This window comes from Streptomyces sp. NPDC005374 (assembly GCF_042872225.1).
GTDB lineage: Bacteria > Actinomycetota > Actinomycetes > Streptomycetales > Streptomycetaceae > Streptomyces.
Genome location: NZ_JBIAKA010000014.1, coordinates 1 through 13,728, shown reverse-complemented (window position 1 = coordinate 13,728; position 13,728 = coordinate 1). Strand labels below are relative to the sequence as shown.

The window sequence follows — 13,728 nt, the reverse complement described above, 5'->3', positions numbered from 1 at the left end:
ATCAAATGAGCGAGCGGACGCAGACACAGGCGCAGCAGCGGGTGGTCGTGGTCGGCGCGGGCATGGCAGGCGTCCAGTCCGCGGTCGCTCTGCGTGAACAGGGTTTCCGGGGCACCGTGACGGTGATCGGCGCGGAGCCCCATCAGCCGTACGACCGTCCGCCGCTGTCCAAGGCGGTTCTGCTCGGCAAGGCCGAGGGCTCCGCCTTCGACGTGGACTTCGAGGCCCTCGGCATCGAACTGCTGCTCGGCCGCGAGGTCCTGGGCGTGCGCCCCGACGCGCACGAGCTGGACACCGAGGCCGGGACCGTGCCGTACGACGTCCTTGTCCTCGCCACCGGTGCCGAACCGGTCCGGCTGCCCGGCACGGACGGCGTGCCGGGCGTACATCTGCTGCGCACCCTGGACGACGCCGAGCGGCTGCGCCCCGTGCTCACCCGGCAGCACGACATCGTGGTCGTCGGCGCGGGCTGGATCGGCGCCGAGTTCGCCACCGCCGCGCGCGAGGCGGGCTGTGCGGTGACGGTCGTGGAAGCCGCCGAGCGGCCGCTGGCGGGCGCGCTGCCCGCCGAGGTCGCCGCGCCGATGGCCTCCTGGTACGCCGACGCGGGCGCCTCTCTTCGCACCCACACGCGTGTGGCACGCGTCGAGCCCGGCGCGGTCGTCCTCGACGACGGCTCCCGGGTGGCCGCGGGCGCGGTCGTGGTCGGCATCGGCGCGCGGCCCGCCACGGCCTGGCTCGCCGGTTCCGGCATCGAGCTCGGCGCACATCGTGAGGTCGTCGCCGACGAGCGGCTGCGCACCTCCGCGCCGGACGTCTACGCGGTCGGCGACTGCGCCTCCTTCCCCTCGACGAGGTACGGCGAGCGCCTGCTGGTCCACCACTGGGACAACGCCCTCCAGGGCCCGCGCACGGTTGCCGCCGACATCCTGGGCGAGACCCCCACGGTCTACGACCCGGTCCCGTACTTCTGGTCCGAGCAGTTCGGCCGCTTCGTCCAGTACGCCGGTCACCACGCGTCCGCCGACACGACCCTGTGGCGCGGTGAGCCGTCCGGCCCCGCCTGGACGGTGTGCTGGCTCCGGGAGAACCGCCTGGTCGCCCTCCTCGCGGTGGGCCGCCCCCGTGACCTGGCCCAGGGCCGCCGCCTGATCGAGGCGGGTGCGCACATGCGCCCAGAGCTGCTGACGGACCCGGCAAGGCCGCTGAAGGCGGCAACGGCGTAACCGCGGCGCCATCGCGTGGAGCCCGGCGTCGCCCGGCCCCTGTGAACCCCCGCCGGCCGGGACGCCGACCCAGCTCCCCCGCCAGAGACGGGTTTTGGTGGCACGCGCCTGCTCACGCCTCGTTCTGCCGGGGCGACCCACCTGTCGGGGAGCCGCCCGACGGCGGTGCCTGCTCGTGCCTCCCGGCCGCTGGGGGCGACCCGCGCGGCGGGGAGTCGCCCGATGGCGATACCGGGACCCGCGAGGAGCTGTCGGCTGAGGTGGCTGTGTTTGCCGGAGGTGGTCCGGAAGGGGCTGGCGGTGCCTGGCACACCCGTTCCTCTTCTGTTCTCTGCCGCGCGACGCGCGCGTCGAGGGGTCACCCAGAGGCGCTGTCGGCCGAGGCGCGGTCCTGGTCCCGGCCCGGGGCGGTCCGAAAGGTTCCGGTGGCGCCTGCTCGCACCTCCCGCCCGTCGGGGAGTCGCCCGGCGGCACGGCTCGGTGGGCCCGGTGCTGTCCGGCCGTCGCGAACCGCTGGCGGACAAGGCGGCGGTCCTCGCGGGAGGCGGCCCGGGACGGCTCGTCGGCGCCTGGCCGCGCACCCCTCGTTCGCCCGCCGGAGGCGCCCCGGCTTCCGACTGTCAGTGCGGGATGGCACGCTTAATCCCGTGACCGAGATTGACGCAAAGACCGATGCACTCGTCCCCGCCTGGCTCACCCTCCCCGACATCGCGGAGCTGCTCGACGTCGAGGTGACGCGTGTGCGGCAGCTGGTCAAGGACGGCCAGCTCATCGCCGTACGCCGTGGCGAGAACCGCGCGCTGCACGTCCCCGCCGCCTTCATCGACGGGGTCGAGCAGAAGGTCGTCAAGGGCCTGGCCGGGACCTTGACGCTCCTGAGGGACGACGGCTTCTCCGACGAAGAGATGCTGGAGTGGCTCTTCACTCCCGACGAGAGCCTGCCCGGCACCCCCGCGCAGGCCCTGAGCGAGAATCGCGGCACGGAGGTGAAGCGCCGGGCCCAGGCGCTCGCCGTCTGATCCGTACCACACCGGCGTACGGGCCGGGCCCACCGAGGCCACGGCCACGGTCCCGCACGGCCCGTACGCCACCGAACCCGGGGGAGACACACGCATGCCCGACACCGACACCGCCCGCGACCGGCTCGCCGACGCCCGCGTCTACCTGTGCACGGACGCCCGCAAGCGCCAGGGCGACCTCGCCGAGTTCCTGGACGCGGTCCTGGCCGGCGGCGTCGACATCGTGCAACTGCGGGACAAGGGCATGGAGGCGGCCGAGGAACTGGAGCACCTGAAGGTCTTCGCCGACGCCTGCGCCCGGCACGGCAAACTCCTCGCGGTCAACGACCGGGCCGACGTCGCCCACGCCGCCGGTGCCGGCGTACTCCACCTCGGCCAGGGCGATCTTCCGGTCCCCGCCGCCCGCGCGATCCTCGGCGACGACATCCTCATAGGCCGCTCCACGCACGCCGAGGAGGAGGCCGCCGCGGCCGCGGTCCAGGACGGCGTGGACTACTTCTGCACCGGCCCGTGCTGGCCGACCCCCACCAAGCCCGGCCGCCACGCCCCCGGCCTCGACCTGGTCCGGTACACCGCCGCCCTCGGCACCGACCGCCCCTGGTTCGCCATCGGCGGCATCGACCTCGGCAACCTCGACGAGGTCCTCGAGGCCGGCGCCCGCCGGATCGTGGTCGTCCGGGCGATCACCGAGGCGGACGACCCCGGCGCGGCGGCGGCCGAGTTCGCGAAGAGACTCCGGCACGCGGTGTGACCGGGCCGGTTGTCCGAGGGGTGGACAACAAGTCGACAAAACCGGCAAATTTCCCCGATTCGGTTGGGTGACCGCTGCCCGCTGACTAACCTGCCGGTATGGCCTTCGGAACCGCATCCACCAGGACTGACCGCGCACGCACCGTGCGTGACATGCTCGCCGCAGGCAAGACGACATACTCCTTCGAGTTCTCGGCGCCGAAGACCCCCAAGGGTGAGCGGAACCTGTGGAGCGCGCTCAGGAGGGTCGAGGCGGTCGCTCCGGACTTCGTCTCCGTCACCTACGGTGCCGGTGGCTCCACCCGCGCGGGCACCGTCAAGGAGACCGAGCAGATCGTCGCGGACACCACCCTGACCCCGGTCGCCCACCTCACCGCGGTCAACCACTCCATCGCGGAACTGCGCAACATCATCGGCCAGTACGCCGACGCCGGGATCCGCAACATCCTGGCCGTGCGCGGCGACCCGCCCGGCGACCCCATGGGCGACTGGGTCGCACACCCGCAGGGGCTCACCTACGCCGCCGAACTCGTCCGGCTCATCAAGGAGTCGGGCGACTTCTGCGTCGGTGTCGCGGCCTTCCCGGAGATGCACCCGCGCTCCGCCGACTGGGACGCCGACGTCACGCGATTCGTCGACAAGTGCCGCGCAGGCGCCGACTACGCCATCACCCAGATGTTCTTCCAGCCGGAGTCCTATCTGCGGCTGCGTGACCGAGTCGACGCGGCGGGCTGCGCGACCCCCGTCATCCCCGAGATCATGCCCGTGACCAGCGTGCGGATGCTGGAGCGGCTTCCGCAGCTCAGCAACGCGATCATCCCTTCCGCCCTGAAAGAGCGGATCCTCACAGCCAAGGACGATCCGGCCGCTGTACGCTCGATCGGAATCGAGTTCGCCACGGAGTTCTGCGCACGGCTGCTGTCCGAGGGAGTACCCGGACTGCACTTCATCACGCTGAACAACTCGACGGCGACCCTGGAAATCTACGAAAACCTGGGCCTGCACCATCCACCGCAGGCCTAGACCGGCCGCACGGCCATACGACACACTGCGTAGCGGTCACTGGGAGAGGGGCGTACATGGGCTGGACGGTCCTCTACATCGCGTTCGGATTCGTCGCGCTGTGGCTGCTGGGCGAGGTGCTGCTGCAGTACAAGGCACGACTGCGCTGGCGGGTGCTCGCCTTCGCCGGCTTCCTCGGCGTGGTCCTCGGCGTGCTGATCTCCCAGGTGATTGTCATCGGCCTCGGCGCGATCGCCTTCGCGGTCGGCCAGACCTACGTCACTCTCTCCTTCCGCCGCGGCTTCGAGCAGGGCTGGGCGGTCAACCCGCCGGCCGCGCTGGGCGGTCTGACGGGCGGCAAGAAGAGCCGCCGGGAGCGCGGCCGTGACGAGCCCGGCCTGGAGGTCTCCGACCTCGAGTCGGGTGACGCGGCCTACGGCGACGAGGCCGGGTACGACCAGGGCCGGCCGGACGCCGTCGGCTACGGCCAGGACGACGACTACGACCGCGACGACGTCTTCACCCCGGCGCGCTCCGCCGGCCCCACGGCCGCCGAGAGCACCGCGGTCTACGAGCCCCAGCCCCTGCCCGACGACACCGGCTCCTACGGCATATACGGCGATCAGACCTACGCGGGCGACCAGTCCTACGCGTCCGCGGACCAGGGCCAGTACGCGACGGCCGCCGCCGACCAGACGTACGGCTACGACGGTTACTCCGGCTACGACCAGCAGCAGTACGGCTACGACCAGTCCGGGCAGCAGCAGTACGCCGCCTACTCCGACCCGTACATCGGCACCCAGACCTACGGAGCGGGGTCGTACGACACCTCCTACGGCGGTCAGCAGCAGTTCGTCCAGCAGGACTACGGCCAGGACCAGTACGCCGGGTACGGCGGCGAGACCCCGGCCGGCGGGGTGTGGGTGCCGCAGCAGCGCACCGACGAGTACGGCGGCGAACTCCCGCAGGAGCAGCAGTACTACCAGGACAACGGACAGGGACAGAACCAGGGGCAGGGCCAGGGGAACGGGTACGACGAGCAGTACCGTTTCTGATCCCGCGGCTCCTCACTGAGAACCGCGGAACTCCGGCCCCTCCACGATCAGTCCGGCCACCAGCGCGCCCGACATGCCCGCGTGGGCGAGGCCGCCTCCCGGATGCGACCAGCCGCCGGCCGTGAACAGGCCAGGCATCGCCGTGCTGTTGGACGGGTGCAGGGTGCCTTCACCGCCCGCCAGCGAGGGCGGCGGAACGGCACCGCCCTCGGCCCCTGTCTCCCGCTCGGTGTGCAAGGGCGTCCGCACCTCGCGCCACAGCACCCGCTCACGCAGCCCCGGCAGCGCCCGCTCGGCGGCAGTGATCATCTTCTCCGCGAAGGCGTCGACGACTGACGGCGTGGCCCAGTCGTGCCCACGCCCGCACGGCACCGTCGCCGTCAGCACCACCGACTCGTGCTCCGCCTCGGGACGCAGAGCCGGGTCGTCCGGCCGGTCCACCCGCACGGTGGGCTCCGGCGTCCCCCCGTTCCGGAACAGGGCAAGCTCCTCTGCGGGGGCGGGGCCGTACACCACCGTGCGGTGCACGGCGTCAGGGTCCCGCGCGCCCCGCAGCGCGAGACACACCACCACGCGGCCCGGGTGCAGGTCCTCGGCGTCGGGAGGGACGTCCTTCGCGCCGTAGAGCTCGCGGCCCGGCACGAGTCCGCGCAGCCGCCAGGGCCCGGTGCCGACGACGGTGTCCGCCTCCGCGACCGTCCCGTCGGCGAACTCCACCCCCGCCGGGCGGCCGTCCTTCTCCAGGACGGCGGTCACCTCGGCGCCGAAGTGGAACTCGACCCTGCGCTGAACACACCGCTCGTACACCGCGCGTGCCAACTCCCGCATGCCGCCGCGCACATACCAGGTACCGAACGCGTGCTCCATGTACGGCAGGATCGCCGCGCTCGCCGGAGCGGTACCGGGGTCCACGCCGTACGCGAGCGCGTGGCCGTCCAGCAGGGCCGCGAGGCGCGGGTCGCGCAGCTCCCACGCACCGATCTCCCACAGGGTGCAGGCGCGTCGGGTGCGCAGCAGCCGCTTGTGGGGCACCGCCGGGTAGGGCTCGTCCATCAGCACCGGCCAGTTGGGCCACAGCGGCTCCTCCAGGAGCGGTCTGCGGGTGCGGTCCCAGGCCTCACGGGCCCGGATCAGGAAGTCGCCCCAGCGCCCGCCCGCGCCCGCGCCGAGGGCCTCGTCCAGAGCGGCGACCACGCCCGCGCGGGAGGCGTTCGGCAGGGACACCTCGGTGCCGTCCGTGAACACGTGCCGTGACGAGGGGTCGACCTGGACCAGCTCGACGGCCGACTCCAGCGCCTCCTTGCCGGTCTTGACGAACAGATCGCGGTAGACCGCGGGCAGCGTGAGCAGCCCGGGTCCGGTGTCGAAGGCGAAGCCGTCCCGCTCGAAACGGCGCACCGCCCCGCCGTACGTCTCCGTACGCTCGTACACCGCCACCCGGTGGCCCGCGACGGCCAGCCGGGCAGCGGCCGCCATCGCGCCCATCCCGGCGCCGATCACCGCAATCCTTGCCATGCCTGCGACTTTATCGACCCCCACTGACACTCCGGCCGCGCCCTGTCAGCCGGGTGGTCGTCCGGTCCGCGCCGCGAGGCGTCTCTCCTCCCGGCGCTGGGCCCTGCGGCGCCGGAACCTGCGGATGCGGGAGATCAGGAAGAAGAGCACCATCAGGCCGGCCACCAGCAGCACGCCCGCGATGACCGCGGCCGCCTCCGGGTGGAACATCGCGAACGTGACGATGCCGCCGACGCCGAGATCCTCGGCCAGGCTCAGGACGATGTTGCTGAAGGGTTCGGGGGAGGCGTTGACGGCCATCCTGGTGCCCGCCTTGACCGTGTGGCTGGCCAGCGCCGTCGAACCGCCGATCAGGCCGGCCGCCACGTCGGAGAGCGAACCGCTCTGCCCGGCGAGCAGTGCCCCGACCCACGCGCCTGCCACGGGCCGGATCACGGTGTGCACCGAGTCCCACGCGGAGTCGACGTACGGGATCTTGTCGGCCACCGCCTCGCACAGGAACAGCACGCCCGCCACGACGAGGACCTCGGGGCGCTGAAGGGTCTCGGGGACGTCGTCGCTCAGGCCGGTCGCGCCGAACACGCCGAGCAGCAGCACCACCGCGTACGCGTTGACACCGCTGGCCCAGCCGCTGGTGAACACCAAGGGGAGTACGGACACGGAGGCGATCGTAACCAGTCGGCGACAAGGAGTCCTGGGGGTGAGTGCGGATGACTGAGTATCCGTACCTAGGGGGTGAGATGAGTACGCGCGCGGATGGGTTGCGGCCTGCGCGGACGAGAGAGTGGAGCCACGGCGAAGGGGAACGGCTCCGGCACCGGCGACACGGGGCGCCGGAACGGAGCCGCCCCGGATCCGCTCCTTCCGTCGGCCGAGGCCGGCGGGAGCGAGGCACGGGGGATCCCGGAAAGCGGGGGAACGACCGAACGGGGGCCCAACGGGGGGCACGGGGGAAAACGGGGGAGCAGGAGAAGGCGCCGGTTCGAGGTGGCCCGCGGGGGACGCGGCCACAGCGGACCGGCGCTTTCGGCTGTCATCCCCGGCGCCCGCTCACCCGCCCCTGAAGCAGCCGCGACAGGGCCGCGTGCACGTCGTCCAGGGAGCGCTCGGGCTGGAACGCCTGCCAGTCCAGGGCGGCCACCAGGACCATGCCGACCAGGGCGGCGGCGGTGAGCGGGATGTCGATCTCGTCGCTGAACTCGCCGTTCTCCACGCCCTCGCGCAGCACGTCCTCCACGACCGCCACGGCCTGCTGACGAACCACCAGGAGCGTGGACTGCCAGGCCCGGTTGGTGCGCCACAGCTCCGCGACGTAGAGCTGGGTGAAGGCCGGATAGCGGTCGATGAAGACGAGGCCCGCGCGGATCATCGCGTCCAGGGCGTCCACCTTGCCGCCGCCCGCGCGTGCCGTCGCTTCCGCCGCCTCCCGCAGAGAGGCCGTGAGGAGACCCACACCGTGCCGCAGCAGTTCCTCGAAGAGGACGGACTTGCTCGCGAAGTTGTAGTAGACCGTGCCCTTCGCGACTCCGGCGCGCTCGGCGATCTCGTCGACCGTGGTGGCGGAGAAGCCCTGCTCGGCGATGAGCGTGACGGCCGCCTCGTAGAGCTTCTGCCGGGTGGCCTCGCGGCGCGTGCTGACACCCGCCGTGGCGCTGCTGCTTTCCATGCCTCTGATTCTCACAGGTGAGGCCGCCCCCGAGCTCACGGAAGGGCTCACAGGGTCAGCTCCGGGTGCAGCCGGTCCAGCGTCCACACCTGCCGTCGGCGGGCCGACAGCGCGGTCAGGGCGAGGGCACCCGCGGTGAAGGCGAGGAGCACCACGCACGCGTGCCACACCGGAGTGAGACCGCCGCCCGTGATGAGCCTCCTGAGGGCCTCGACCACGTAACTCATGGGCAGGAACGGGTGGAGCGCGTTGAAGAAACCGGGACTGGTCTGGACGGGATAGGTGCCACCCGCCGAGGTCAACTGGAGCATCAGAAGGGCGAGGACGAGGATCCTGCCCGCCGCTCCGAAGCGTGCGTTCAGCCATTGGACGATCGCCGCAAAGCACCCCGTCACCAGGAACAGGAAGCCCACGGTCCCGGCCGCCCGCTCCATCTGCAGGCCTACCGCCCAGTGCAGCACCGACATCAGGGCCACCGTCTGGAGCACCCCGATCGCCAGCACCGGCAGCCAGCCCGCCAGCGCGATCCGCCAGGCCGGGGCACCGGCGGCGAGCGCCCGCCGGTTCATCGGCGTGATCAGCATGTACGCCACCATTGCGCCCACCCACAGGGACAGCGGAATGAAGTACGGGGCGAACCCGGTGCCGTAGTTCGGTGCCTTGTGCAGGTCCCTGGAGACCAGCTGGACCGGGTCCGCCATCACGTCGGTGCGCCGGTCGCGGTCCTTCTTGCCGTAGTCGGGGATCTGCGAGGCCCCGTCGTGCAGACCGTCGGAGAGCTTCCCGGAGCCGTCGGCGAGCTTGTACATGCCGCCGCTCAGGTCGTCGGCCCCGGTCTTGAGGCGGCCGACTCCCTCGTCCAGGTCCTGCGCGCCGGTCCGCGCGGCGCCGAGGCCCGAATGGAGCGTCCTGGCTCCGGCGGCGACCTTGCCCGCACCCTCGTTCAGCTTGTTGATCTTCGATACGGCGTCGTCGAGGTCCTCGGAGAGCCGGGGAGCCCGGTCGGCGAGCGCGCGGGCCTGCCGCTGGAGCGTGGCCAGTTGCCCGTCGAGCTTCTTCAGGTCGCCGTTCTGGTCGGCGACCAGCGCGTTGACGTCGTCGGCGACCTTCGCCACGTCGTCGGCGGCCTGCCGCGCCTTCTTCAGGTCGGCGCACGCGGCGTCCGGCAGTACCGGGTCCGTGCAGCGCGCCTTGTAGACGGCGTCCAGGGTGTCGGCGGCCGTGTGCGCGCCCTTGGCGGCCGCCGGAGCGGTCCTCGCCAGGGTGCCCAGGTTGTGGCGGACGGCCCCGGCCGAGTCGGCGACGAGCCGGGCCGTGTCGCCGATGGTCTTCTCGTTGTCCTGGAGGAAGGGACCCACCTTGTCCGCGACCCCGTTGACCTTGCCGGCGAGTGTCCGGGTGCCGTCGGCGACCTGCTGCGCCCCGTCCGCCAGGTCGCCCGAGCCGGTGTCGAGCTTCGTCAGCCCGTCGGAGAGCCGGGAGCTGCCCTTCCGCGCCTCCGCCAAGCCGGTGGCGAGGTCCTCGGAGCCCTGTTCCGCCTTGCCGATGCCGCCTTCCAGGTCGTCGGCCCCGTTGGCGGCCTTCACCGTGGCGCCGTGGATGTCGGAGAAGGAGATGAAGATCCGGTCCAGGAAGGACCGCGAGGCCTTGGTGGACGCGGCTTGGCGGACCTCGGCGAAGACCGTCCGCGAGATCTGCCCGACGATGTAGTTGTTGGCGTCGTTCGTGCGGACCTGGAGCGCGCCGGTCTCGGGTGAGTCGCCCGAGCTGGAAGCGATCCGGCGGCTGAGGTCGGCCGGCATGGTGAGCGACAGGTAGTACCTGCCGTTCTCGACACCTTCCCGCGCCTCGGAGGCGCTCACCTGGTGCCACTCGAAGACCTGGCTGTCCCGCAGCCCCTCGGTGATCTGGTCGCCCGCGGCGAGCCTGCTGCCGTCGGCGGTGGCACCCTTGTCGTCGTTCACGAGGGCGACGGGGATGCGGTCCAGGCGGCCGTAGGGGTCCCAGAAGGACCACAGGTACAGGGCGCCGTACAGCAGCGGCAGCACCAGCAGAGCCACCATGGCGGCTCGCGGCAGCTTCCCCCTGCCGAATCGGCGCAGCTCAAGCGCGGCCAGTGTCGGCGAGCGCATCGGCCTTCTCCTTCCGGGTCTCCGTGTCCTCCTGGTGCCCGGGCCGTGTGGACACCGTCAGGGCGTCCTCCGGGGCCTCGCTGCACACCGCCACGACCGTCGTCCCGGCCGCGGCGAGGGACCTGAGCAGCGCCCAGGCCTCGACCCGCTCGGCGTCGGACAGCTTCAGGTCCAGGTCGTCCACGGCGAGCAGCCGCGGGTGGCCGATCAGGGCCAGGGCGATCGACAGCCGCAGGGCCTCCAGCCGCTCCAGATCGCGTACGGCGGTCCGCGCGCCCTTGGGCAGCGACTCACGGTCGAGCCCTGCGGCCGTCAGGGCGGTGTCGATCCGCAGCTTCGCCTCGGCCGTACGCTCACCGCGCGGGCGCAGCAGCGCGCGCACCGATTCGCCGAACCGGTGCTGCAGCAGCGCCCGTTCGCGCAGGTGCTCCCCGACGGTCAGTGCCGGGTCGAGGTCGGTGACCCCGGCGACATGCGCGGGCGCGCTGAGTCGGCGCACCGCCGAGAGCTGCTTCGGCAGCCGCGCCCCGCCCACGGTCGCGGTCCCTTCGGTGGCCTTCATCCGTCCGGTGAGCGCGAGCAGCAGGCTCGTACGGCCGGACCCGGAGGGCCCCTCGACAGCGATCAACGCACCGGGCTCCGCGACGAGGTCGATCCCGCGGAACGCCCAGCCGCGGGACCCCTTCAACCCGAAACCCTCGGCCGTCACAGCGACTCCGTCCACGGCCACCCCCCTGATCTCCTTGAACTCGGAACTTTTTGAACTGACTGGTCAGTGCAAAAACTAACCCGAACCTTCGATCGAAGCAAAAGCCCAGGTCAGAACGGATTGTCAGTGGCATACCTCACGATGGGCACATACGGCACTCCGTAGCGGGATGTGCCGTCAACCAGACGACAGGAGGTTCGTCATGGCCAGCTACCACGCAGCCGCCGCCCGTCGGCGCCGCGCCACCGGCCCTGCCCCCTCACTGACCGGCCCGGCGAGCGACGTACACCCCGTGCTGCGCCGGGCGACGGCCCCGCCCGCCGCCCTCGACCTGCTCGCCCAGGCCCGTGCCGGCCTTGACGAGGCCTCGGCGCTGGAGACGCCGAACGAGCGCTATGCCACGGCCCATCTCGCCGCCCTGCGCACCGCGGCCGCCGTACTCGCCGCCCGGGGACGCCCGGAGCCAACGCCGAGGCGCCGCGCCAAAATACGCAGCGCTTGGGAAGTGCTCCCGGAGATCGCGCCCGAACTCGCCGAGTGGAGCGGGCTCTTCGCCTCCGGGGCCCGGCGCCGGGCCCGCGCGGAGGCCGGCATCCAGGGCGCGGCGAGCCGCCGGGACGCCGACGACCTCATACGTGACGTGGCGATGTTCCTGCGCCTCGTCGAGCGGATGCTGGTGCTCCAGCCGGTCCTGCCACAGCCGCGCCAGGACGGGGACGGGCCGGAGGAGACCGGCCACGGCACCGGCCGCGGCGGCGACATCGGCCACGGCGGCGACCGCGATACCCACCGCGACTTCCCGGACGCGGGCTGACCGGGCGGCCATGGTCGCGGTCGGAGCAAGTCGGGCGGGCGGGGCCGCCGCGTGATCCGCCTCGTGGTCCGCCGGGTGAGACGTGCCCGGTGGCCCCGGGGTCGCGATGGCCGGCCGCGGTAGCCGAGGCAATAGGGTGGGGAGCGCATGAAGCCTTCCCCGTCCACGCCCCCGGCCGGGGAGGCGTCCCGATCCGCTCCGCCGTACAACAGGCGGTGCCGCGCCGAGGAGTCACCTGCCGTGTCGGACCCGCTGCGACCCCGCGCCTCTCTCCGTACCGCCGTGGTCTGGGAGGTCCTCCAGGACGCCCTCGACCGCAGGGTCAAGTCCACGGGACGCCAGGCACTGGACGTCCTCGACACCGGAGGCGGCAGCGGCAACTTCGCGGTGCCCGTCGCCCGCCTCGGCCACCAGGTCACCGTCGTCGACCCCAGCCCCAACGCGCTGTTCGCGCTGGAGCGCCGCGCCGCGGAGGCCGGTGTCGCCGACCGGGTGAGGGGTGTCCAGGGTGACGCCCACGGCCTCTTCGACGTGGCCGAGCGCGGCGCCTACGACGTGGTGCTGTGCCACGGCGTCCTGGAGTACGTGGACGACCCGGCCGAGGGCATGCGCAACGTCGTGGCCGCCCTGCGCCCCGAGGGGGTCCTCAGCCTGCTCGCCGCCGGCCTCGGCGGCGCCGTGCTCGCGCGGGCCCTGGCCGGCCACTTCAAGGAGGCCAGGCAGGCGCTCGACGACCCGAACGGCCGCTGGGGCGACGGCGACCCCGTGCCGCGCCGCTTCACCGCCGAACAGCTCACCGCGCTCGTCGAGGGCGCAGGCCTCACCGTGGGCGCCGTGCATGGTGTGCGGGTCTTCGCCGACCTCGTCCCCGGTGTGCTCGTGGACACCGAGCCCGGCGCCCTGGAAGCACTGCTGAAGCTGGAGGAGGCGGCGGCCGAACTCTCCGCCTTCCACTCCGTGGCGACCCAGCTCCATGTGCTCGGCGAGACGCGGGAGGCCGTCGAGGCCTGAGCAGCCTCCTGTGCCGTACTGCTGATCAGGTACTTGATGGCACATGGAGTACGCCACAGGCCCCCCGATACGGCGTTCAGCGCCGTATGATCGAGGGAGACCGCCCGGCATGACGGGACGGCTGCTGGGGAATGACAAGATTCAGCAGCCGGAGTGTTCATGGCGGATCCCGGTTGGCCATTTGGCGCAGAGGGGCGGGTTTCACGGGGGCGATTCCCTGCCTATCCTGAAGGGACCCCCGAGTCGCCCCGGCGACTGCACGATGAGGAGGACGACGTGCCGCTCTCGGAGCACGAGCAGCGAATGCTCGAGCAGATGGAGCGAGCGCTGTACGCCGAAGATCCCAAGTTCGCGACAGCGCTTGAGGGAAGCGGGCTGCGTACGTACACCCGGCGACGGGTCTACCAGGCGGTCGCCGGCTTCCTCGTGGGTATCGCGCTCCTCATGGCCGGTATGGTCGCCAAGCAGGTATGGCTCAGCGTGGTGGGCTTCCTGGTCATGCTGGGCTGTGCGGTTCTCGCCGTGACCGGCTGGCGCAAGGCCCCCAAGCCGGGCGAACAGCCTGCCGCGGGCGCCTCGCAGGCCCGTCGCCAGGGACGCCAGAAGCGCTCGATGATGGACCGGATCGAGCAGCGCTGGCAGCGTCGCCGCGACGAGCAGGGCGGCCAGTAGCAGGCCCTGCCGCTCCCACAGAACTCCTGAGGGGTGGCCCCCCCCGCCCGGGGGGGGCCCCCCCCCCTCTTCCCTCCCGGCGGGGGGCGCGGGCCCCGCCGCCCCGGGGCGCCGGGCGGCGCCGGGGCCCCGCCCCCCCCCGGACGCCGCCCCCGGG

13 protein-coding genes are annotated in these 13,728 nt (G+C 72.4%); 8 read left to right on the top strand and 5 right to left on the bottom strand.

What is annotated here, in order from left to right:
- The first annotated feature begins 5 nt into the window (after window positions 1-5).
- The 5 genes from ACFYRX_RS31545 to ACFYRX_RS31525 all read left to right on the top strand — a co-directional run bounded on the left by ACFYRX_RS31545 (window position 6) and on the right by ACFYRX_RS31525 (window position 5,052).
- Window positions 6-1,226, top strand: coding sequence for an NAD(P)/FAD-dependent oxidoreductase (locus tag ACFYRX_RS31545; protein WP_389106986.1), 1,221 nt, complete (start codon window positions 6-8; stop codon window positions 1,224-1,226).
- A gap of 647 nt (window positions 1,227-1,873) precedes the next feature.
- The gene (locus ACFYRX_RS31540; RefSeq protein WP_389106983.1) at window positions 1,874-2,245 is read left to right on the top strand and encodes an Rv2175c family DNA-binding protein; all 372 of its coding nucleotides are present in this window, start codon (window positions 1,874-1,876) and stop codon (window positions 2,243-2,245) included.
- Window positions 2,246-2,339: 94 nt separating this feature from the next.
- Window positions 2,340-2,996 (top strand): thiamine phosphate synthase, encoded by a 657-nt coding sequence (thiE, locus tag ACFYRX_RS31535; RefSeq protein ID WP_389106980.1) that lies wholly within the window; start codon window positions 2,340-2,342, stop codon window positions 2,994-2,996.
- Window positions 2,997-3,094: 98 nt separating this feature from the next.
- Complete coding sequence (gene metF / locus ACFYRX_RS31530) at window positions 3,095-4,018, top strand: methylenetetrahydrofolate reductase [NAD(P)H] (protein WP_389106977.1); 924 nt, start codon at window positions 3,095-3,097, stop codon at window positions 4,016-4,018.
- 56 nt (window positions 4,019-4,074) lie between these two features.
- Window positions 4,075-5,052, top strand: a complete 978-nt coding sequence (locus ACFYRX_RS31525) for a hypothetical protein (protein WP_389106974.1) — start codon at window positions 4,075-4,077, stop codon at window positions 5,050-5,052.
- A 12-nt stretch (window positions 5,053-5,064) separates the two neighbouring features.
- Here ACFYRX_RS31525 and ACFYRX_RS31520 read toward each other — a convergent pair whose 3' ends face one another.
- The 5 genes from ACFYRX_RS31520 to ACFYRX_RS31500 all read right to left on the bottom strand — a co-directional run bounded on the left by ACFYRX_RS31520 (window position 5,065) and on the right by ACFYRX_RS31500 (window position 11,095).
- On the bottom strand, window positions 5,065-6,567 hold the full coding sequence (locus ACFYRX_RS31520; protein WP_389106971.1) for a phytoene desaturase family protein: 1,503 nt from the start codon (window positions 6,565-6,567) through the stop codon (window positions 5,065-5,067).
- Between the two features lie 45 nt (window positions 6,568-6,612).
- Complete coding sequence (locus ACFYRX_RS31515) at window positions 6,613-7,227, bottom strand: DUF4126 domain-containing protein (RefSeq protein ID WP_389106968.1); 615 nt, start codon at window positions 7,225-7,227, stop codon at window positions 6,613-6,615.
- Between the two features lie 373 nt (window positions 7,228-7,600).
- The gene (locus ACFYRX_RS31510) at window positions 7,601-8,233 is read right to left on the bottom strand and encodes a TetR/AcrR family transcriptional regulator (RefSeq protein ID WP_389106966.1); all 633 of its coding nucleotides are present in this window, start codon (window positions 8,231-8,233) and stop codon (window positions 7,601-7,603) included.
- Window positions 8,234-8,280: 47 nt separating this feature from the next.
- Window positions 8,281-10,365, bottom strand: coding sequence for a YhgE/Pip family protein (locus tag ACFYRX_RS31505; RefSeq protein ID WP_389106965.1), 2,085 nt, complete (start codon window positions 10,363-10,365; stop codon window positions 8,281-8,283).
- Window positions 10,337-11,095, bottom strand: a complete 759-nt coding sequence (locus tag ACFYRX_RS31500; RefSeq protein ID WP_389106962.1) for an ATP-binding cassette domain-containing protein — start codon at window positions 11,093-11,095, stop codon at window positions 10,337-10,339. The genes ACFYRX_RS31505 and ACFYRX_RS31500 overlap by 29 nt, the downstream gene beginning before the upstream one ends.
- A gap of 181 nt (window positions 11,096-11,276) precedes the next feature.
- Between ACFYRX_RS31500 and ACFYRX_RS31495 the strand changes: the two genes are divergently transcribed.
- The 3 genes from ACFYRX_RS31495 (at window position 11,277) to ACFYRX_RS31485 (ending at window position 13,571) form a co-directional block, all read left to right on the top strand.
- Window positions 11,277-11,888 (top strand): SAV_6107 family HEPN domain-containing protein, encoded by a 612-nt coding sequence (locus ACFYRX_RS31495; protein ID WP_389106959.1) that lies wholly within the window; start codon window positions 11,277-11,279, stop codon window positions 11,886-11,888.
- 240 nt (window positions 11,889-12,128) lie between these two features.
- Window positions 12,129-12,899, top strand: a complete 771-nt coding sequence (locus ACFYRX_RS31490; protein WP_389106957.1) for a methyltransferase — start codon at window positions 12,129-12,131, stop codon at window positions 12,897-12,899.
- A 276-nt stretch (window positions 12,900-13,175) separates the two neighbouring features.
- Complete coding sequence (locus ACFYRX_RS31485; RefSeq protein ID WP_389106954.1) at window positions 13,176-13,571, top strand: DUF3040 domain-containing protein; 396 nt, start codon at window positions 13,176-13,178, stop codon at window positions 13,569-13,571.
- Window positions 13,572-13,728: the final 157 nt, after the last annotated feature.

Coding starts and splice junctions, on each gene's coding strand:
- ACFYRX_RS31545 (WP_389106986.1), top strand. CDS start 6: ATGAGCGAGCGGACGCAGACACAGGCGCAGCAGCGGGTGGTCGTGGTC.
- thiE (WP_389106980.1), top strand. CDS start 2,340: ATGCCCGACACCGACACCGCCCGCGACCGGCTCGCCGACGCCCGCGTC.
- metF (WP_389106977.1), top strand. CDS start 3,095: ATGGCCTTCGGAACCGCATCCACCAGGACTGACCGCGCACGCACCGTG.
- ACFYRX_RS31525 (WP_389106974.1), top strand. CDS start 4,075: ATGGGCTGGACGGTCCTCTACATCGCGTTCGGATTCGTCGCGCTGTGG.
- ACFYRX_RS31520 (WP_389106971.1), bottom strand. CDS start 6,567: ATGGCAAGGATTGCGGTGATCGGCGCCGGGATGGGCGCGATGGCGGCC.
- ACFYRX_RS31510 (WP_389106966.1), bottom strand. CDS start 8,233: ATGGAAAGCAGCAGCGCCACGGCGGGTGTCAGCACGCGCCGCGAGGCC.
- ACFYRX_RS31505 (WP_389106965.1), bottom strand. CDS start 10,365: ATGCGCTCGCCGACACTGGCCGCGCTTGAGCTGCGCCGATTCGGCAGG.
- ACFYRX_RS31495 (WP_389106959.1), top strand. CDS start 11,277: ATGGCCAGCTACCACGCAGCCGCCGCCCGTCGGCGCCGCGCCACCGGC.